Raw genomic sequence first — 21,330 nt, forward strand, 5'->3', positions numbered from 1 at the left:
AACCCGGCTGCGAGGCCGGGTTTTTCAATTGTCGTATCTGATGACGCAAGCGCTTATGCAGCGGCGTTGATAATCCAGGAAGTCAGTGCGGTCTTCGGCGCAGCACCGACCTTGATGTCGGCAACTTCGCCGGCCTTGAAGATCGCGAGCGTCGGGATCGACCGGACGCCGTACTGAGCGGCGATCTCGGGGTTCTCGTCGATGTTGATCTTCGCGACCTTCACCTTGCCAGCCATCTCGTTGGAGATTTCCTCAAGGCTCGGCGCGATCATCTTGCACGGGCCGCACCATTCGGCCCAGAAATCGACGATAACCGGCTCCTGTGCATTGAGAACTTCATCCTGAAAATTGGATGTATCGACTTTCACGGTCGCCATGATGCGCTCCTGGTTTTTATGGTGCGGAGGACCCGCAGGGCATGATCAGGATGTGATGATCCGGACCCTTAATTTCAATGTCCGGTATCTCATTTTGTGGCGAGCTCCACAAGCGCGGCATCGAGCAGGGCCTCCGGCACTTCGATTGCCGATGGACCCTCGGTAAAGACGAGGATGCAGCGGAAACGATGGGCCGGATAGAGCGGTCGCAGGATCTCCCGATAGATCGCGAGTTGTGTCCGGTAGACCATCGGTACGGCGCCGGCGTCACCGGGCACGTCGCGGTTGGTCTTGAAGTCGGCAATCACCACGCAATCGTCGGTAACGGCCAACCGGTCGATCCGGCCGGACACCGCGTGTTCGCGCGCACCGAGCCGAAGCGTGCCCATGATCGACACCTCGGCGCGGCTGGTGCCGGAGAACAGTTCGGAAAGGGCGGGATCTTCGATGACCGCAAGAACGGAGCGCACGATGCCGTCTCGCTGCGCTTCGCTCCATGTGGGAACAGCGCGCGACAGGTAGAGCGCGGCATCCGCTTCGCGCGCCTCCTGCGCCCGTGCGGGCAGGACCTGCAGCAGCCGGTGCAGGATCGCCCCGCGCAGAAGGGATGGTCCGGTCCGCTTGTCCTCGAGAAAGAGGCGCGATCCCGTGATCGTGTCCGCTGCGTCGGCCTCGACAGTAAAGCCGGCCCCGGATGGGCTCAAGGGACGGGGAAGGTGGCGCTGCGGCGGCAGGGGTTCGAGCAGCGCCGTCGGCAGAACTCCGCCATCATCGGCCGTGATCTTGGCTTCCAAGGGTTCGATGTCGAAATCCGTCCGCTTCGTCAGCGCATGCCACCGCGCGCCGCTCCATTGCAGGCCGCCTAAGGCAAAATCGACGGGCATCAGACGGCCTTCCGCATCCGCCGCAAGACCGGCCTTAACCATCGCGTGCCAACTCTCAGGATTGTCGAGCTTGCCCCGATAGCCGCAGACGATCAAACGATCCGCCGCCCGCGTCATGCCCACATAGAGCAGCCGGCGATACTCTTCCTCGGCGCTTGCCTTCAGCCGCTGCGTGTCGCTGTCGATCAGGCTGTTGGAGGCTGCCCGTGGCGGTCGCCAGACGGGGATGGTCAGGGTCTCGCCATCGGGGCCTCGTCCGTTCGGGCCTTGTCCATGCGGGAAGGGCACCATGCGGAGTGCGGGAACATGCTGGTTGTTGAAGGCCTTGCCACTGCCATCGACGAGGAACACGACCGGCGCCTCCAGGCCCTTGGCCGCATGCACGGTCATGACGCGAACCTCGTTGCGCTCCTTGTCCTGCTCTCGCTTGATCGTCGGTGCTTCCAGTTCGAGCCCGGAGATAAAGCTTTGCAGACCGGGAAGACCGTTGGCCTCATGATCGAGACAGAAGGTCAGGAACTCGTCGAGGATATCGCTGACCTCGCTGCCGAGCCGCGACAGGAACGCCGCCCTGCCGCCATCGGCACCCAGCAGGCGTGCATAGAGGTCGTGCACGGAGAGCGTATCGGCAAGCGTCCGGTAGTTCGCCAGCCGTGCGACGACGGGCGTGAGGGCAGGATCGGTCGATCCCTGAAGCGCGGTCCAGAGGCTCTGGCCAAGGGGTCGCAAGGTTGCGGCGTCTGCCAGCATCTCCTCGGTCACCGCGAAAAGCGGGCTCTTCAGCACGGCGGCCAGCGACAGGTCGTCCTGCGGCAAAAGCAGGAACCGCCCGAGCGCCATCAGATCCTGCACCGCGATATGCGCCGTCAGCACCAGCCGGTCGGCACCCGCGACGGGAATGTCGTGCCGCGTCTTCAGGGCGCGCATCAGCGCATTGACGAAGGCATCGCGCTTGCGCACGAGCACGATCACGTCGCCCGGCCGCATGACGCGGCGCGTCGTTTTCTCGATGATGGTCTCGGTGCCGATCCAGCTTGCAAGCGTCGCCGCGATGCGTTCGGCCAGAATGTTGGCCGGCGCGTTTTCCGGCGTCGCATCGAAAGCCGCTGTCCAGTCCTCCTCCTCAAGGCTCGGCGCGGGCGCGATCGCGTCCCAGATCTCGACCAGACCCGGATGGCCGACGCGGTTGGAGGCATGCACCACGGGTTCGTTGCGGGCGCTGAGACCGCGCGCATGGGCGGGCTGGCGAAACACCGTGTCCACGGCGGACAACACGTCCTCCGTCGAGCGGAAGGAGAGCTGCAACTGCACGGGACTGAAGGCGAGCCCGCTGGCGTCGATCCGCCGCTTCGCCTCCCGCGCCTCTTCCGAGAAGCGCTCCGGTCGCGCGCCCTGAAACGAGTAGATCGACTGCTTCTCGTCGCCGACGGCAAAGAGCGTCCGGTGGCGGCCGCGGGCGCTGTCGCCGGTAAAGAAGTCCTCGGCCAGCGACCGGATGATCGACCACTGCACCGGGCTCGTATCCTGCGCCTCGTCCACGAGAAGATGGTCGATACCCTGATCGAGCTTGTAGTGCACCCAGGCGCCGACGTCCGAGCGGGTCAGCAGCCGGGCGGTCCGGTTGATCAGGTCGTCGAAGTCGAGTTGGCTGCGGCTTTTCTTGATGTCCTCATAGTCCTGCGTCAGCCGCTCGGCGAGCACCATCGCGGCCTGTGTCGCCTCGAACATATGAAGCAGACTGAGCCGGTCGGAGAGCGTCAGAACCTGATCGTAGGCGGCCTGAACCTTGTCCTCGAGATCGGGTGCCGCCTTGCGCAGCGGCGCGGAAAAGAAGCCCGACATGGCTTTCGGTTTGCCCGAGGACGGGGAGAAGAACAGGTCCCGAACGGCCTGATAGCGCTGCAGCGGCGTCTTGAGTTCTGCCGCAACCGCCAGCCCGTCGGCAAAATCCCGGACCTTGGTACCGCCCGAAGTGCGGGCGATGTCGATATAGCGCGTGAGATCCGGGCCGTTGAGGCCGGCAAGCGGCCAGAACTGCGCGATGACGCTGTCCGCCGTCTCACTTTCGTCCAGTCCCAGCGCCCCGCGCAGGACACGATCCGTGCCGCCCTGCTGCTCGGCCTCGGTCAGAAAGGCCTGAAGCGCCGTCCGGTTGGCGACGATCATCGACAGCAGGCTTTCGAGCCCGGTGTCGTCGGCGAGCGCCAGTACCGTCTCGAACGCGCCGGTCAGCACCGGATCGCCCTCGGTCGCCGCGGCCGTCAGGAGAAGACGGCGCGCATCGGCGAGCAGGATCGTGGCCGTCCGGTCGTCCAGCACGGAGAAATGCCCGGCGACATTGGCTTCCAGCGGAAACTGATGCAGCAGCGCTTCGCAAAAGGCATGGATCGTCTGGATCTTCAGCCCGCCCGGCGTTTCCAACGCGCGCGCAAACAGGCGCCGGGCTTCGGCGATCGTGGCAGCGCTCGGTGGCTGCCCTTCGAGTGCCGTGATCCGCGCCGAGAGCGTCGCGTCATCCAGCGTTACCCATTCGGCCAGCCGCTCGAACACGCGGTTCGACATTTCGGCGGCCGCCGCTTTGGTATAGGTCAGGCAGAGAATGGCCGACGCGCGGCATCCCGAAAGCAGCAGCCGGATGACGCGCTGGGTTAGGACATGGGTTTTGCCCGACCCGGCATTGGCCGACACCCAGGCCGATCGTTTCGGATCCGAGGCGATGGCCTGCTGCTCGGTGGTCCAGTTCAGCCAGTCGGCCGGTGAGCCGCTCTTCGGTGCGAGATCGTCAGGCATCCCCCGTCTCCTCTTCGCCATCGGCCGTCGACCATTCGGCAACGCGCGCCAGATGATCGTATTCCCCGCCATAGGATTTCTCCTTCTGGACGATCACCCGCGAAGCAAAGCCGCGCTGGCCCGATTGCAGCGCGCGCAGCAGGCCTGTGAACTGGGCAAGCGATTCGTCCGCCAGCATGTCCGCCGTCTTCGGCTCGACATCGCCCCGCGCACGCCCCTCATTGTTGACCTCGTCCACCTCGAACCGGTCTCCGGGCTTCAGCCGGACATAAAGGAGCGAGGCGGGATGGCGCCTGCCGACCGTGTCGAAGGCGCCAGCCTTCAGTGCCGCGGCTTCGAGCGGCAGCTGCGGGTCGAGCAGTGCGCGGGCTTCCTTCACGGAGGGGTTGGCGCCGGTCTTGTAATCGACGATCACGGCCTCGCCATCGGGCCCGATGTCGATCCGGTCGGCCATGCCGGTCAGTTCGATATCGGCGACGCCGACCTGAAACTTGGCATATCGCTCCAGGAAAGATTGCCGAATTCCGTCCTTGCGGGAAACTTCCCAATCGATGAAGGCCCGGCCGACGGCCGCAAACCGGGGCCGCCAGATGACATCGATATGCACCGGCAGGCGCTGTTCGTTAAAGGCCGCATCGATCAGCTGCTGCATGACGGCCTGCGCTTCTGGGCTCGCCGGATCGACCTCGCTTTTGGCGAAGCGCTCGACGATGGCGTGGTAGATGGTGCCGCGCTCGGCCGCACCCGGGTCGGCATTGAATCCATCGACCGGCTGGAGGCGCAGGATGCGCCGGGCATAGATGGAGTAGGGATCGCGGCGCAGGCGCCCGACCTCGCTGAAGGAGTAGCGCCGCGGCTGCAGCGCGAAATCCGGCTTCGGCTCCGGCCGCCGGGCAAGCGGCGTGTCTGGCCGCGCATCGAGAAGCGCGGCATAGCGCAGCCGGTCGCGACCATTTTCGCGCAGACGCTGTCCGAGATCCTTGCCGCCGACGGCGAGAAGCCGCTGCAGCCAGCGGGATGCGACCGTGGGCGTCGCGCCCTTGCGCAGCGACCGGCTGAACACCAGCCGCCGCGTGCCGCAGGCCATCTGGAGATCGTGGGCCAGCTGGCCAATGCGCCGTTCCGGCGGCTCCAGTCCGATGCCGGTCTTCATGCTGCGCGACAGGAACGGATCATTGGCACTCTGCCCCGGCCACGTCCCTTCGTTCATACCGCCGAGGACGACGAGATCGACGCTCTGCAACCGGGCTTCCAGCGCCCCGAAGATGAAGACGCGCGGATGCCGCATGGCGCGCGGCTTGACGGCCGAGCCGGCCATCAGTGCTTCCACCGCCTCGCACCACTGTCCGCCATCCGCCTCGATCTGCCCGTCCACCTCGATCACGGCGCGCAGCAGATCGGCAAGTGCGGCACCCGCCTCGCCGGACCAGAGAGCGCCGAGGTCGCCGGTCTCGGCCATGGCTACACCTTCCAGCGCCCGGCCGGTCCGCTCGGCCCAGTCGGACAGCGTCAGCGACGTGCTGAACCCGCCGGCACCCTTTCGCCGCCGCACCAGCATGGCGACAAGCGGCTCGACGGCCGTGGCAATGGCACCAGCCACGAAGCGGGCATCCTCGATATCCGCATCGATCACATGCGCCAGCCACTCCGGCGCATGGCGATCGGCCCGCCTTCGCACGGCCGCCTCGTCGAGCAGCGGCCTGAGGTCGGCAATATCGGCCGGCACCGTGCCGCCGCGCAGAGCCAGCAGCTCCAGCAGCGTCGCAGCCGGGCGGAAGCGCTCGAGCGACACCCCGAAGAGGGCGAGCGGATGCTTCATCAGTGTGGTGATGGCGACGGGATCGCCGGGGCGCAGCGTCACGTCAAGCATGAGACGGAGAAGCGTGCCCTGAGGCGTGGATGCGAGCGGCGTTCCCGCCGAATCGTCCGCCTCGATGCCGAAGCGCTGCAGTTCCGCGGCAACCCGGCGGGCGAGATCGCGGTCGGGCGTGATCAGCGCGGCCTGGCATTCCTCGTCCTTCTGCAGCGCCAGCCGAAGCGACAGCGCGATCGCCGTCGCCTCCTCGCGTTCGTTAACCGCCTCGATCAGCGCCGCATCGCAAAAGGCAGCCTCGACACGCCGCGCATCGAGCGAGCGTCGCACAGCGTCCCAGGAACTGGTCGCTTCCACCGGCAGGAAAGCGTGCGACAACGTCTCGGCCCGGTCGGCGAGATCCGTATCGACAGTACCGATCGACACGACCTCCGTCCGTGCGATGCCCATGCGCCGGAGGAGACGCACGAAGCCGTATTGCGGGTGGCTGCGGCTGGCCGAATCGTCGCGGCGGGCGGCATCCACAGGCGGCGGATCGATGAGGCTCCAGTCCGCCTCGGTCATCGTTTCGTCGAGGCCGGGCAGGACGATCGCGCCTTGCGACAGCTTTTGCACCGCGAGGATCAGCCGGGCGGTGGCGGGAATGGAACCCGTTGACCCTGCGATGATGACCGGGCCATCGATGGCACCGGCGGCGATCCGGTGGCTTTCCGCCTCGAGGATCGCATTGCGGTGGCGGGCGGGCGAGGAGCGGCTGAGTTCGGCAAGCCGGGCCGGCCAGAACTGGCTGGCGATCTGTAGAAACTCTAGCGTCAGCGTCCACCATTGCGCATAGTTGCTGGCATCGAGCGTGCCCAGGCTCTCCCAGTCCAGATCCTCCGTCTCGATATCGTCGATGATCTGCACGAGGTTGCGCGCGAGCCACAGGGCGTCGGCCGGGCTTGCCGGCGCGATCAGCGGGCTCTCGCCGTGGAGTTCGGTGACGATGCGCGGCAGCGTGTTGCGCCAGGCGAGAATCAGTCGCGACAGCTCGATCAGTCGGGCCGGGCCGGTCAGCGGCGGCGCCAGATCGAGAACGGCCGGCATCTCCGCATCGAAGAAGCCGCTATCGTCGTCGGTCTCCCCCAGCGCCCGGATGACCGGCAGAATGGCCGAGCGGGCGCCGAGGCAATCCACGAATTCCGAGCGCAGCACGCGCGCCGCGCGCCGTGTCGGCACGAAGATCGTCACGCCCGCAAGCGACAGCGGATCGGCCGGATCGTATCGGTAGTCGGGCACGATCGTCCCGTCGCAGATCGCATGAACGAGCGTCTTCAGGAAGGGCACGCCGGCCGGGATGGTGAAGACGTTCTGTCGTGCGGGCATCATGGTTTCTTCCCTCAGGCGCGTTCCGCCAGCCGCGCAAATTGCGCTTCGGCCTTGCCGATCGCATCCGGCGTGCCCACGGTGATCCATTCGCCTTCGAGCATCAGACCGTAGAGACGTCCGGCCGCGATCGCCTTGTCGAAATAGATGTTGAGATTGAAGGCGTCTTTCGGCGCATCGTCGAACAGCGTGCTCATCATGGCGATGGCGCCGGCATAGACGACGGGCTGCGGCAGTCCTTCGGCGTAGCGCACGAGTTGCCCGTCGGCCTGAAGCGAGAAATCCTTCTTGCCGTCATGCCCGGTCGTCCGGTCGAGATCGACGCAGAGAAGCAGCATGTCCATGCGGGTGGGATCGAAGGCCTCGGCAAGCCGGGCCAGATTGCTGCGCCCTTCCGGCTCGCCGATCCAGAAGAGGTCGGCATTCATGACCAGCACCGGGCCGGGATCGAGCCGTGCCAGCCCCTTGGCGAGGCCTCCGCCCGAATTCATCAGGGCCGCGCGCTCGTCGGATATCCGGATCGCCGGTGCCGCGCGGGCATGGAGATGCGCTTCCATGCGATCGGCGAAATGGTGCACGTTGACGGCCGCCGTCTTGATGCCGGCAGCAACCAGAAGGTCGAGCACATGGTCGATCATCGGCTTGCCGGCAATCGGCACCAGCGGCTTCGGCATCGTGTCGGTGATGGGACGCAGCCGTGTGCCGAGCCCCGCGGCCAGCACCATGGCATTTTCAATGAGCATGTCGCCCTTTCCTTGATTGGCCCTTGATTCGCGATCGAAGCCTCGCATCATTTCCGAAATGCGGCGAGGTTCAACAACGGATGCCGTGTGGGATGTCATGTCGCCGGAGCCTTCTCAAGGCGTAACGCGCCGAAGCGTCAGATTGATACGGCCACCATTTTTCAGAAGCGTCGATGTCGCGGGGTAGATCCGGTCGACGCCATGAAAGGCGAGCCGGCTTTCGCCGCCGAGAACGACGATGTCGCCGCTCGACAGCTTGAAGGAGACCGTCCGGTCGTTGCGCTCGCGACCGCCGACGCGAAACAGGCAGGCATCGCCGAGCGACACCGAGACGACCGGTGTCTGCAGATCCTGCTCGTCCTTGTCCTGATGCAGCCCCATCCGCGCGGTTTCCGCATAGAAATTGACGAGACAGGCCTGTGGCGGCTTGGATGCACCGGCAACCGTCTGCCAGAGATCGAGCAGGCTTTGTGGAATGGCGGGCCACGGCTCCTGGCTTACGGGATGCTGAGGTTGATAGCGATATCCGAGAGCCTTGTCCGTGACCCAGCCGAGCGTGCCGCAATTCGTCATCCGCACCGACAGTTCCTTGCCGGTTTTCGGCATGGCTGGGCGATAGAGCGGGGCCGCGGCAACGACGGCTCGGATCTCCTCGACAAGGGCTTCCTGCCGATCGCGATCGAGAAAGCCGGGAATATGGCGGAAGCCTTTCGGCAGGACCAGCATGGCCTCCTCCTGTTCGCGTTGCTGCCAGCCGCTCATGGCAGGGTTCTTTGCCGGATTCCGACCGCGACATTTACCGGTTCGAGCGTTGCATTGGCATCTTGCCCGGCGATCGCATTCATCTATTCGCCATCCGGGCGGCCACGCATCTTTTTGACCTCTCCGCGCCCGCTCTTCGCTTTCAGGCGGCGCTCCACCGAGCCGCGGGTCGGCTTGGTCTTGCGGCGGGGCGGCGGGGGCGGTTCGGCGGCTTTGAGGATCAGCGCCTTTAATCGTTCGCGCGCGTCCTCGCGATTGCGATCCTGGCTGCGGAAGCTGTTCGCCTCGATCATCAGCACGCCCTCTTTCGAGACCCTGCGACCGGCAAGGCCGATCGCGATGTCGCGGATGCGCTCGGGCAGGGAAGGGGACGCCGCGATATTGAAGAACAGCTGGACAGCGGTCGCGACCTTGTTGACGTTCTGCCCGCCGGGGCCGCCCGCCAGCACGAACTGCTCGCTCAGCTCCCAGCCGGCAATGACGATCCGGTCGTTGATATAGAGGGGGTCGCTTGCCATGCCGTCGCCTTTCGTTCCCTGTTTATTCCAGCTTTGCGTGCTTTGCCAAGAGAGCAATTCCAGCAAAAGTGCACAGCGGTTTTGCTGGAATTGCGTGAAGACAAAAAGATAAGCTGAATGACAAAACCCGGCGCTGTTGCCAGCGCCGGGTTTCACGTGAAATCATCGATCAAGCATTTCGGCCTGAGGTTTACTCCGCAGCGATGGCCAGTCCCGGTGCTGCATCGCGGACGCCGCCATCGACGTGGCTCTCGAACTTGGTGAAGTTCGCCACGAACATGTTGGCGAGCTTGCTGGCCTGCGCATCATAGGCTGCACCGTCCGCCCAGGTCGAGCGCGGATCGAGGATACCGCCCTCGATACCGGCGACTTCGACCGGTACCGCGAAGCCGAAATTGGCATCGGTGCGGAATTCGGTCTCGGCCAGCGAGCCGTCGAGCGCTGCCGCGAGCAGAGCGCGGGTCGCCTTGATGGGCATGCGGCGGCCCGTACCGTAGGCACCACCGGTCCAGCCGGTGTTGACGAGCCAGCAGGTGACGCCGTGTTCGGCGATCAGTTCGCGCAGCAGGTTGCCGTATTCGCTCGGATGCCGCGGCATGAAAGGCGCGCCGAAGCAGGTCGAGAAGGTGGCTTCCGGTTCGGTCACGCCCTTTTCCGTGCCGGCGACCTTGGCGGTGTAGCCGGACAGGAAGTGGTACATGGCCTGATCGGCGGTCAGCTTGGCGATCGGCGGCATGACGCCGAAGGCATCGGCCGTCAGCATGATGATCGTTTTGGGATGACCGGCCGTGCCCGTTGCGCTGGCATTCGGAATGAAGTCCAGCGGGTAGGCGCAGCGGGTGTTCTCGGTCAGCGAGCCGTCGTCGAAGTTGGGAACCCGGTTTTCATCGAGGATGACGTTTTCGAGCACGGTGCCGAAACGCTTCGTGGTTGCGAAGATTTCCGGCTCGGCTTCGGCCGAAAGACGAATCGTCTTGGCATAGCAGCCGCCTTCGAAGTTGAAGATGCCGTCCTTGCCCCAGCCATGCTCGTCGTCGCCGATCAGCGTGCGCTTCGGGTCGGCCGACAGCGTGGTCTTGCCGGTGCCGGAAAGGCCGAAGAACACGGCGGAATCGCCGGCCGGACCGACGTTCGCCGAGCAGTGCATCGGCATGACGCCCTTTTCCGGCAGAAGGTAGTTGAGCGCCGTGAACACCGACTTCTTCATTTCGCCGGCATAGGACGTGCCGCCGATCAGAACGAGGCCGTTGACGAGATCGCAGGCGATGACGGTTTCCGTGCGGCAGCCATGACGGGCCGGGTCGGCGCGGAAATGCGGAAGGTCGATGATCGTCAGCTTCGGCGCGAACGTCGTCAGGCTCTCGCGATCCGGACGGATCAGGAGGTTGCGGATGAAGAGGGAGTGCCAGGCGAATTCGGTGATGACGCGGGTCGGCAGGGCATTGTCGCTGTCGGCACCGCCGATCAGGTCCTGCACATAGAGCGAACGGCCACGGGCATGGTCGAGCATGTCGTTGCACAGCGTTTCGAAATGCGCGGGCGACATTTCCTTGTTGTTGTCCCACCAGATCTGGTCGGTCGTCGTCGCATCGCGAACGACGAATTTGTCCTTGGCGGAGCGGCCCGTGTGCTGGCCGGTGAGCGCACGAAGCGCGCCATCTGCCGTCACCTGTGCTTCGCCGAGCCGCAACGATTCCTCGTAAAGCTCTGCCGGTGTCAGGTTGTAACGGACGGCGACAAGGTCTTCAAAACCGAGTGCAGCGATTCCGAGATCCGGATTGCGAATGCCAAATTCTTCCATGAGCGCTGCTCCCCTGCGTTGTATCGATGGCCCAACATTAGCCGGAGTTACAGAAAACGCAAGATAGCACCAGGAAAAAGATAATAAATTCAATATATTAATCGATTTAAAGGAAATTGTTCAATGTTCAATCGGTTTAAATTCACAATTGAAAATCTTGGAGGAGGCCGCTGCCAGGCCATTCATCCACGATTGTGCTTCCCGGTGACGTTTTCGCTTCGCCACAATTTGTTCCACCTTTATACTCATGAACGCGCGCCGGCCCTGGCAGATCTCCGTATCGGGAGGTCTGTCTTTCCGGGCCGGCCTCTGTCGATGATGTCCCGTTTCCTGCCGGAGATGGGATCGAGGAGAGAAGGCGCGAAGATATGATGGAGCGGAATACGATGCAGACCATTGCACTTGTCGATGACGACCGGAACATCCTGACATCGGTCTCGATCGCGCTGGAAGCCGAAGGCTATAAAGTCGAGACCTATACGGATGGCGCCTCCGCGCTCGACGGGCTTCTGGCCCGGCCGCCGCAGCTCGCGATCTTCGATATCAAGATGCCGCGCATGGACGGAATGGAACTCCTGCGCCGCCTGCGGCAGAAGTCTGATATTCCCGTCATCTTCCTGACCTCGAAGGACGAGGAGATCGACGAGCTCTTCGGCCTGAAGATGGGCGCCGACGACTTCATCACCAAGCCTTTCTCCCAGCGCCTGCTGGTCGAGCGAGTCAAGGCCATCCTGCGCCGCTCCGCCAACCGGGAGGCCGCGGCGGCTGCCGGTCCTGCCGGACTGCAGAAGATGAAGGACGACATTCAGGCCCGGTCTCTGGAACGCGGCCAGCTGTCAATGGACCAGGAGCGCCACACCTGCACCTGGAAAAACGAGCCGGTGACGCTGACGGTGACCGAGTTCCTGATCCTGCATTCGCTCGCCCAGCGACCCGGCGTCGTGAAAAGCCGCGACTCCCTGATGGATGCCGCCTATGACGAGCAGGTCTATGTGGACGACCGCACCATCGACAGCCACATCAAGCGGCTGCGCAAGAAGTTCAAGATGGTCGACAACGACTTCGATATGATCGAAACCCTGTATGGCGTCGGTTACCGGTTCCGCGAATCGGCCTGAGGTCCTGAACATCAAGACGAGCGGGAGAGGCTGAGCGTCCGACGTGGCTGATATCACGAGGCATGCGGCGATCGAGGAAGCGGACGGAGCCTATCGCTCCGGTCGACGCTGGGCGCATCCCTTCACGCTGATCCGCCGTATCTTCGGCAATGCCGTCTTTTCCAGCCTCACACGCCGCATCCTGTTCTTCAATCTGGTAGCGCTCGTCGTTCTCGTCGGCGGCATCATGTATCTCAACCAGTTCCGCGAGGGGCTGATCGATGCGCGCGTCGAGAGCCTGCTGACGCAGGGTGAGATCATTGCCGGCGCGATCGCGGCATCGGCCTCGGTCGATACGAACTCCATCACCATCGATCCGGAAAAGCTGCTCGAACTCCAGGCCGGGCAGAGCATCACGCCGCTGCCACGCGACGAAGACCTCGAATTCCCGATCACGCAGGAGCGCGTGGCACCCGTGCTGCGGCGGCTGATTTCGCCCACCCGCACCCGTGCCCGTCTTTTCGATGCGGATGCCGACCTGCTGCTCGACAGCCGCCACCTCTATACCGGCGGCCAGGTGCTGCGCTTCGACCTGCCGCCCATCGAGCCCGAAAACCAGACGCTGACCGCCAAGCTCAACACCTGGTACAATCGCATGCTCCAGCCGGGCAATCTGCCGCTCTACAAGGAGCCGCCGGGCGGCAATGGGTCGATCTATCCGGAAGTCATGAATGCGCTGACAGGCGTGCGCGGCGCGGTGGTGCGCGTGACGGAACAGGGCGAACTCATCGTTTCCGTCGCCGTTCCCGTGCAGCGCTTCCGGGCCGTGCTCGGCGTGCTGCTTCTCTCAACCCAGGCCGGCGATATCGACAAGATCGTCCATGCCGAGCGGCTGGCGATCATCCGGGTGTTCGGCGTCGCCGCCCTCGTCAACGTCATCCTGTCGCTGCTCCTGTCGAGCACCATCGCCAATCCGCTGCGCCGCCTGTCGGCTGCCGCCATCCGCGTGCGCCGGGGCAGCGCCAAGGAGCGGCAGGAGATCCCCGACTTCTCCTCCCGCCAGGACGAGATCGGCAACCTCTCGGTGGCGCTGCGCGACATGACCGGCGCGCTCTACGACCGCATCGCGGCTATCGAGAATTTTGCCGCCGATGTGAGCCATGAACTCAAGAACCCGCTGACCTCTCTGCGCAGTGCTGTCGAGACCCTGCCGCTCGCCCGCACCGACGAATCCAAGAAACGGCTGATGGATGTCATCCAGCACGACGTGCGCCGGCTCGACCGCCTGATCAGCGATATCTCCGACGCCTCGCGGCTGGATGCGGAGCTTGCCCGCAGCGATGCGCGCGGCGTCGATCTCGAAAAGCTGCTCGGCGACCTCGTCGATATCTCGCGCCAGGTCCGCAACAAGAAGAAGACGGTGCTGCTCAACTTCGTCGTGGAGCGGAAGGACAATCCGAAGGCGCGTTTCGACGTCAGCGGCTATGAACTGCGCATCGGGCAGATCATCACCAACCTTATCGAGAACGCCCGGTCCTTCGTGCCGGAGGAGGGCGGGCACATTATCGTCCGGCTGACGCGCAACCGCACGCGTTGCGTCGTCTATGTCGAGGACAACGGCCCGGGCATCCAGGCCGAGGATATCGACCGTATCTTCGAACGCTTCTACACAGACCGGCCGGATGGCGAGGATTTCGGGCAGAACTCCGGCCTCGGCCTCTCGATCTCGCGGCAGATCGCCGAAGCGCATGGCGGCACGCTGCGGGCCGAAAACATGACGGATGCGCAAGGCGCGATCACCGGCGCGCGCTTCATCCTGTCGCTGCCCGTCGGCGAGGCGGCGTGAGCCTGAGGCAAGATTCAACGGGCCATGGTTCCCCAGCCGATGACGAGGCCGCGCCCCGCAACATCCACGCGACGGCCGTCGTCCTTGGTAGTCTGGGCTATCTCTTCGTCGGCCCCTCCGGCACGGGCAAGACCAGTGCCGCCCTTGCCTGTCTCTCGTCTGCCGCCCGCCGCGGCTGGAATGCGGCGCTCGTTTCCGACGATCAGGTTCTCGTCAGCCTGCGGAGCGGCCGCCTCGTCGCCCGCGCCCCGGTAACCATTGCGGGCCTCGCGGAGTTGCGCGGCGTCGGGCCCATCCCGGTTCGCACGGTCAAAGCTGCTGTCATGTCCTACGCCGTCCTGCCCGTTGCCCCGCCGTTCGACATGCGGGTCGCACCGGAGGCCGAGACGTGGGACGCCGGCCTGGCTGCGCTCCCCTTGCTGCGGCTTCCGCTCCTTCCCGGGCTTGACCCGCTGGATGCACTCAGCCGTTTTTCGGCTCTTTGAAATGTCGCAGTCTGCACAGTTTTTGCTCATGTGATCCCTGTTTTAGGATTTTTGACTTGCACTCCGGCATTTCCTCGCCAAGATGACCGCCCCAAGGCGGAATGAAATTGTTGCATTGCGGCATGGCATGGCTATCGTCCGCCGAAGGGAAAAGGCAGTTGGAGCAAAGACACATGATCGGACTTGTGCTTGTCACGCACGGCAAGCTGGCTGAAGAGTTTCGTCATGCGCTCGAACACGTCGTAGGGCCGCAGAAATTCATCGAGACCGTCTGTATCGGGCCCGAAGACGACATGGACCAGCGGCGTCAGGATATCCTGACCGCCGTCATCGCCGCCAATGAGGGCAGCGGCGTCATCATTCTCACCGACATGTTCGGCGGCACGCCGTCCAATCTCGCCATCTCCGTCATGCAGAGCGGCACCGTCGAGGTCATCGCCGGCGTCAACCTGCCCATGCTGATCAAGCTGGCCGGTGTGCGTGGCGAGAGCGACATGGACAAGGCGCTGGTCGAGGCATCCGAAGCCGGGCGCAAGTACATCAACGTCGCCAGCCGCGTTCTCAGCGGCAAATAACGGACCCGATCCTTCATGACCCTGTCGCGGGACCTCCAGATCATCAACAAGCGCGGTCTCCATGCGCGCGCCTCCGCCAAATTTGTGCAGACGGTGGAGGCCTACGATGCCGATATCCATGTGACGAAGGACGGCATGACCGTCGGCGGGCTCTCGATCATGGGCCTGATGATGCTCGCTGCCAGCACCGGCAGCTCGATTGCCGTCACCGCAAGCGGCAATCAGGCGGAAGAAGCGCTGGAAGCGCTCGACGCACTGGTCAAAGACCGTTTCGGCGAGGAAATGTAGGCATATAAACATATAAAGACGTCTTTATGTGTGTGTTGCCTGCGATCCGCTTTCCTGCTAGAGGAAGATCGCGCCCTGGCTATGCCCGGGCAACGAGATCACGCTCGCCAGCGGTCCCGGAGCTTGCAGCTTTCGACCCGGCGCGCCATCAGCGGAGAGCTTCATGAGCACGACCAACGACTATCTGGTAGCCGATATCGGCCTGGCCGACTTCGGCCGCAAGGAAATTACCATTGCCGAAACCGAAATGCCGGGCCTGATGGCCTCGCGTGAGGAATTCGGCACGTCGAAGCCCCTGAAGGGCGCGCGCATCACCGGCTCGCTGCACATGACGATCCAGACCGCCGTCCTCATCGAGACGCTGGTCGCGCTCGGTGCCGAGGTTCGCTGGGCTTCGTGCAACATCTTCTCGACGCAGGACCATGCGGCTGCGGCCATCGCTGCCGCCGGCATTCCGGTCTACGCCGTCAAGGGCGAGACGCTGACGGAATACTGGACCTACACCGATAAGATCTTCCAGTGGACCGACGGCGGCGTCTCCAACATGATCCTCGACGATGGCGGCGATGCCACCATGTACATCCTGCTCGGCGCGCGTGCCGAAGCCGGTGAAGATGTGCTGTCGAACCCCGGCTCGGAAGAGGAAGAGATCCTGTTCGCGCAGATCAAGAAGCGTCTGGCTGAAACGCCCGGCTTCTTCACCAAGCAGCGCGACGCGATCCAGGGCGTCACCGAGGAAACCACCACCGGCGTCAACCGCCTGTACCAGCTGCATGCCAAGGGCCTGCTGCCCTTCCCGGCGATCAACGTCAACGACAGCGTCACCAAGTCGAAGTTCGACAACAAGTACGGCTGCAAGGAATCGCTGGTCGACGGCATCCGCCGCGGCACCGACGTGATGATGGCCGGCAAGGTCGCCGTCGTCTGCGGTTACGGCGATGTAGGCAAGGGTTCGGCAGCCTCGCTGTCGGGTGCCGGCGCACGCGTCAAGGTGACGGAAGTCGATCCGATCTGCGCCCTTCAGGCCGCCATGGACGGTTTCGAAGTCGTAAAGCTCGAAGACGTCGTCGCCAGCGCCGACATCTTCATCACCACGACCGGCAACAAGGACGTCATCCGCATCGAGCATATGCGCGAGATGAAGGACATGGCGATCGTCGGCAATATCGGCCACTTCGATAACGAGATTCAGGTTTCCGCGCTTCGGAACCTGAAGTGGAACAACGTCAAGCCGCAGGTCGATCTCATCGAGTTTCCCAAGGGCAACCGCATGATCCTTCTGTCGGAAGGCCGTTTGTTGAACCTCGGCAACGCCACCGGCCACCCGTCCTTCGTCATGTCGGCCTCATTTACCAACCAGGTTCTGGCCCAGATCGAGCTCTTCACCAAGGGCGAGCAGTACGAAGCCGGCGTCCATATCCTGCCGAAGCACCTCGATGAAAAGGTCGCGCGCCTGCACCTCGCCAAGCTCGGCGTGAAGCTGACGACGCTCTCCGACGAACAAGCCGCCTATATCGGCGTGACGCCGCAGGGCCCGTTCAAGGCGGATCATTACCGCTACTAAACAGATAATACGCTCATCCACAGGTGAGAGGAGGCCGTGCGCTTGACAGCGTGCGGCCTCTTTTTTGTGTCGGCGCTTCCCGCTCGCCGGGGGAGTGGGTATGCTGCCTGTATCGATTCGGGACGAAGATGCGGCACTGACGCGGACCGAATCGGAGAAAAGCGTTGGTTTTCAGGACGGAACGCAGTGCGTCGCAAGCGGCGGGCAAGCATAAGCGCGTAACGATCCCGAGGAAGACGATATTCGTTCAGGCGGCCTTACCTAGAGACCGCGTGGGACGGCGGACGTGCGCCCTGTCGGTTGATGCCTTTTTGGCGCAACGCCGGTCAGGACGCCGTGCAACGGGGACAGGCACGCGATGACGAAAGCTTCTTGGAACGCGGGACGGACGGGCGCCGAGCCGGTAAAGTCCTGTATGGTGTCCGCCCAGGCGCCAGAACACCAGACGTCCCCATCCTCTTCGCCTGAACCCTTTACCATTCCGCGCCACGGGCGTTTGTCCCTTCTTGTTCGTCGGTTGGCAGCAGGCTCCGCGCTCGGGCTTCTCTCCGGCGAGGCCATGGCGGCCGAAGGCGTCGCGAGCGTCTTCCATTCCTCCGAAATCATCACCTTCTCGCTCCTGACCGGTGCCATCGCCGCGGCCATGATCTCCGCTGTCTGGGTCATTCGCCAGCGCAGCACGGTCGAGATCGACAATCGCGACCTGAAGACCGCGCTTGCGGACGCCCGCCAGAGCATTTCGCGCTTTCAGGCGCTGATCTCCGACAAGAACCGCAGCATCGTCGTCTGGGACGGACCGGCCGAAAAGCCGGAGTTTCTCGGCCAGCTGCCGCCCGAGACCGGCGCGCCGCAGGACGACCGGGATTTTCTCGCCTTCGGCCGCTGGATCAAGGCGACATCCGCCAGCGAACTCGAGCGCGCCATCGACCGGCTGCGCACCTATGCCGAAAGCTTCGACCTCATCGTCCAGACGAATCGCAACGAAATTCTGGAAGCACAGGGGCGCGTATCCGGTGGCCGTGCCTTCGTGCGCTTCGTGGCGCTGAACAATCTTCGGGAAGAACTGGCCGAACTGACGCTGGAACGCGACCGCCTGCGCGGCGATCTCGCCAGCTTGCAGACGCTGCTGAACGCCGTTGACATGCCGGTTTGGCAGCGTGGCCGGGATGGCCAGATCAGCTGGGTCAACGAAGCCTATTGCGACGCCGTAGAGGCGCCGAGCGCCGATGTGGTGGTTCAGGAAGGCCGTGAGTTGCTCGCGACCGTTTCACGTGAAAAAGCCAAGGCGCTTTCGACCTACGATTCCCCTTTCCGCGACAAGATCTCAACGGTCGTGCGCGGCCAGCGCACCTTCTTCGATGTCGTCGATGCGAAGACCACCTACGGCACGGCCGGCATCGCGCTCGATGTGAGCGCCATCGAGGCGGTGCGCGAGGAGCTTTCGCGCACGCTGAAAAGCCATGCCGAAACGCTCGATCATCTGGCGACGGCCGTTGCTACTTTCGATGGCTCGCAGCGTCTGCAATTCTACAATCAGGCCTTCCAGACCCTGTGGAACCTCGACACCGCCTTCCTCGCCCGCCGTCCCGGCAACGGCGAGATCTTCGACCAGCTGCGCGAGAGCGGCCGTCTTCCCGAGCAGCTCAGCTGGAAGCAGTGGAAGGAACAGGCTCTCTCGGTCTATCAGGCCATCGAAACCCAGACCGACATGTGGCACCTGCCGAACGGTCAGACCTTGCGCGTCTTCGCCACGGCCCGTCCGCAAGGCGGCGCCACCTGGGTGTTCGAGAACCTGACCGAACGTGTCGACTTGGAAACCCGCTACAACACGCTGGTTCAGGTCCAGGGCGAAACCATCGACCATCTCTCCGAAGGCGTTGCCGTGTTCGGCCCGGATGGGCGGATCAAGCTATCGAACCCGGCTTTCCGGGCGCTCTGGGGCGTAACCGAGACGGAAGTCGCGCCCGGAACCCACATCCGCGCCATCGAGCAGGCCTGCGCCGTCTCTTATGACCAGCCGGATGGCTGGAAGCAGTTCGCCCATGCCATCACCAGTTTCGAGGATGAGCGGCCGTCGAGCCGCGGCATGCTGGAACTGCGCACCGGCCTCATCCTCGACTTCGCAATCATTCCGCTGCCCAATGCGCAGACCATGCTGACCTTCGTCGATATGACCGACAGCGTCCGTGTCGAGCGGGCCCTGACGGAGAAGAACGAAGCGCTGCGCATGGCGGACTCGCTGAAGAACGATTTCGTCCAGCACGTCTCCTACGAGCTGCGCTCGCCGCTCACCAATATCATCGGCTTTGCCGACCTCCTGAAGACGCCTGCCTTCGGCGAGCTTTCGACGCGCCAGGCGGAATATGTCGATCATATCTCCACCTCGTCGTCGCTGCTGCTCACCATCGTCAACGACATTCTCGATCTCGCTACCGTCGATGCCGGTATCGTCGAGCTCGACCTCAGCGAAATCAACCTCACCGATTTCCTCGATGAAGTCTCCCACCAGATGGCCGACCGCCTGCAGGAAAGCGCGGTGACCCTGCGCATCGATACGCCGGATATGCTCGGCACCTTCGTCGCCGATCATCAGCGCCTGAAGCAGATCTTCATCAAGCTCCTGACCAATGCCGCCAATTTCGCGCCGGAAGGCAGCCTGATAGGTCTCTCCTGCGCCCGCGAAGGCAGCGATTTCGTCTTCACCGTCAGCGATCAGGGTCCCGGCATTCCGAAGGATGTGCTCGAAAGCGTCTTCCACCGCTTCGAAAGCCATGGTCAACGCGGGGGCGCCGGCCTCGGCCTCTCCATCGTCGATAGCTTCATCACGCTGCACCATGGCAAGGTCCGCATCGTCACGCGCGAAGGCGAGGGGACGGAGGTCGTCTGCCGCATTCCCTCGGGCGCGCTGCCAAAGGCCGAAGCGGCAGAATGAGCGACATGCTGCGCCTGCCGCTGCCGGACGAAGCGTCCACCATGACGCTCGGTGAAGATCTGGCGCTCGCGCTCAAAGCCGGCGATACGGTCGCACTCTCTGGCGATCTGGGTGCCGGAAAATCCACCCTCGCCCGGGCGCTGATCCGGGCTGTCGCCGACGATCCATTTCTGGAGGTGCCGAGCCCGACCTTCACGCTCGTCCAGTCTTACGACCTGCGTATTCCCGTTTCCCATTTCGATCTCTACCGGCTTGGCGATGCGAGCGAGGTGCTGGAACTCGGCCTCGACGAACTCTCGGCAAACGGCATCTGCCTGATCGAGTGGCCGGAGCGAGCGGAAGGCTACCTGCCGCGACAGAGCATCGTCCTGACGCTCGAACAGGATGGCGATGGTCGCATGGCCATCTTTTCCGGCAGCGAGCCGATTCTGTCGCGCATCCGGCGCAGCCTCGCGATCCGTCAGTTTCTCAATGATCAAGGCTATCAGGGCGCGGCGCGCCGCCATCTCAACGGCGATGCCTCGGTACGCGGCTATGAGCGTATCCGCGAGGCTGCAAAGCCGGACCTGATCCTGATGGATGCGCCCCGCACCACCCCGGGACCGATCCTCGAAGACGGCAAATACTACCAGCAGATCGCCCATATCGCCGAGGATGTCGGTGCCTTCGTCGCCATCGATCTCTATCTGCGCAAGCGCGGCTTCGGTGCGCCGGAAATTCTTGCGCAGGATATCGACGCCGGCATTCTCCTTCTGGAAGATCTCGGGGCCGAAGGCGTGCTCGATACGGAAGGCGCGCCTATTGCAGAACGCTACATCGAAACAGCGCGTCTGCTCGCCCGTCTGCACGCGCAAGCTCTGGGCGACCGGCTGCCTCTCCCCGGCGGGCAGGTCCATGTCGTCCCGCCCTTCGACCGCGCGGCGATCAAAATCGAGACGCGGCTGCTGCTCGACTGGTTCCTGCCGCATCATCGCGGCACGCCGGCGACCCCTGAAGAGCGCGAAAGCTATGCTGCCGTCTGGGACCGGCTGATCGACCTGTCGGACCGCGGCGAAAAGCACCTTCTCCTGCGCGACGTTCATTCGCCCAACATCCTCTGGCGCGAGGACAGGACCGGCATCGACCGTGTCGCCCTCATCGATTTTCAGGATGCGATGATCGGCCCCACGGCCTACGACGTCGCTTCGCTTGCCCAGGACGCCCGCGTCACCATCGCGCCGGATCTCGGACGCGCCATTCTCGAGGCCTATATCGCCGAGCGGCACCGTCTCGGCCCGTTCGATGACGCGTCCTTCCTTGAGCATTTCCATCTGATGGCCGCGCAGCGAAACTGCAAGCTGGTCGGAATCTGGGTTCGGCTGATGCAGCGGGATGGCAAGTCGGGCTATATGAAGCACATGCCGCGCACCTTCGCCTATCTCCGCGAAGCGCTCGACCATCCCTCGCTGGCGCCACTGGAGACATGGCTTCGGGAAGCCGGCCTCTTGTAG

14 protein-coding genes and 1 pseudogene are annotated in these 21,330 nt (G+C 63.9%); 8 read left to right on the forward strand and 7 right to left on the reverse strand.

What is annotated here, in order from left to right; all coding sequences use genetic code 11:
• Nucleotides 1-53: 53 nt before the first annotated feature.
• From trxA to C8J33_RS15925, 7 genes and pseudogenes are all read right to left on the reverse strand, one after another.
• Nucleotides 54-383 (reverse strand): annotated as a pseudogene (trxA, locus tag C8J33_RS15895) (thioredoxin); the annotation flags it as partial.
• 83 nt (nt 384-466) lie between these two features.
• Nucleotides 467-4,051, reverse strand: coding sequence for a double-strand break repair helicase AddA (addA, locus tag C8J33_RS15900; RefSeq protein ID WP_132664891.1), 3,585 nt, complete (start codon nt 4,049-4,051; stop codon nt 467-469).
• On the reverse strand, nt 4,044-7,229 hold the full coding sequence (gene addB / locus C8J33_RS15905; RefSeq protein WP_132664921.1) for a double-strand break repair protein AddB: 3,186 nt from the start codon (nt 7,227-7,229) through the stop codon (nt 4,044-4,046). Before addB ends, addA begins: the two co-directional genes overlap by 8 nt.
• Before the next feature lie 14 nt (nt 7,230-7,243).
• Nucleotides 7,244-7,972, reverse strand: a complete 729-nt coding sequence (locus C8J33_RS15910; RefSeq protein WP_132664892.1) for a nucleotidyltransferase family protein — start codon at nt 7,970-7,972, stop codon at nt 7,244-7,246.
• Nucleotides 7,973-8,086: 114 nt separating this feature from the next.
• On the reverse strand, nt 8,087-8,698 hold the full coding sequence (locus C8J33_RS15915) for an alpha-ketoglutarate-dependent dioxygenase AlkB family protein (protein WP_132664922.1): 612 nt from the start codon (nt 8,696-8,698) through the stop codon (nt 8,087-8,089).
• A 119-nt stretch (nt 8,699-8,817) separates the two neighbouring features.
• The gene (gene arfB, locus C8J33_RS15920) at nt 8,818-9,252 is read right to left on the reverse strand and encodes an alternative ribosome rescue aminoacyl-tRNA hydrolase ArfB (RefSeq protein WP_110801163.1); all 435 of its coding nucleotides are present in this window, start codon (nt 9,250-9,252) and stop codon (nt 8,818-8,820) included.
• Between the two features lie 190 nt (nt 9,253-9,442).
• Complete coding sequence (locus C8J33_RS15925) at nt 9,443-11,053, reverse strand: phosphoenolpyruvate carboxykinase (RefSeq protein ID WP_132664893.1); 1,611 nt, start codon at nt 11,051-11,053, stop codon at nt 9,443-9,445.
• A 386-nt stretch (nt 11,054-11,439) separates the two neighbouring features.
• Here C8J33_RS15925 and C8J33_RS15930 point away from each other — a divergent pair, with 386 nt between their 5' ends.
• From C8J33_RS15930 to tsaE, 8 genes are all read left to right on the forward strand, one after another.
• Nucleotides 11,440-12,171 (forward strand): response regulator transcription factor, encoded by a 732-nt coding sequence (locus tag C8J33_RS15930; RefSeq protein ID WP_092935839.1) that lies wholly within the window; start codon nt 11,440-11,442, stop codon nt 12,169-12,171.
• 70 nt (nt 12,172-12,241) lie between these two features.
• Entirely contained in the window at nt 12,242-13,996 is a 1,755-nt protein-coding gene (locus C8J33_RS15935; RefSeq protein WP_245417180.1) for a stimulus-sensing domain-containing protein, read from the forward strand.
• Nucleotides 13,993-14,481, forward strand: a complete 489-nt coding sequence (locus C8J33_RS15940; RefSeq protein ID WP_245507193.1) for an HPr kinase/phosphorylase — start codon at nt 13,993-13,995, stop codon at nt 14,479-14,481. The genes C8J33_RS15935 and C8J33_RS15940 overlap by 4 nt, the downstream gene beginning before the upstream one ends.
• Before the next feature lie 173 nt (nt 14,482-14,654).
• Entirely contained in the window at nt 14,655-15,056 is a 402-nt protein-coding gene (locus C8J33_RS15945) for a PTS sugar transporter subunit IIA (RefSeq protein WP_092931151.1), read from the forward strand.
• A gap of 15 nt (nt 15,057-15,071) precedes the next feature.
• The gene (locus tag C8J33_RS15950; protein WP_132448836.1) at nt 15,072-15,344 is read left to right on the forward strand and encodes an HPr family phosphocarrier protein; all 273 of its coding nucleotides are present in this window, start codon (nt 15,072-15,074) and stop codon (nt 15,342-15,344) included.
• A 163-nt stretch (nt 15,345-15,507) separates the two neighbouring features.
• The gene (ahcY, locus tag C8J33_RS15955) at nt 15,508-16,908 is read left to right on the forward strand and encodes an adenosylhomocysteinase (protein WP_132664894.1); all 1,401 of its coding nucleotides are present in this window, start codon (nt 15,508-15,510) and stop codon (nt 16,906-16,908) included.
• A gap of 415 nt (nt 16,909-17,323) precedes the next feature.
• Nucleotides 17,324-19,840, forward strand: a complete 2,517-nt coding sequence (locus C8J33_RS15960) for a PAS domain-containing sensor histidine kinase (RefSeq protein ID WP_132664924.1) — start codon at nt 17,324-17,326, stop codon at nt 19,838-19,840.
• Nucleotides 19,837-21,330 carry a tRNA (adenosine(37)-N6)-threonylcarbamoyltransferase complex ATPase subunit type 1 TsaE gene (gene tsaE / locus C8J33_RS15965; RefSeq protein WP_132664895.1) on the forward strand — a complete coding sequence of 498 codons (1,494 nt, stop codon included), beginning with the start codon at nt 19,837-19,839 and terminating at the stop codon, nt 21,328-21,330. The genes C8J33_RS15960 and tsaE overlap by 4 nt, the downstream gene beginning before the upstream one ends.

It is taken from the genome of Rhizobium sp. PP-CC-3G-465 (assembly GCF_004343445.1).
GTDB lineage: Bacteria > Pseudomonadota > Alphaproteobacteria > Rhizobiales > Rhizobiaceae > Ferranicluibacter > Ferranicluibacter rubi.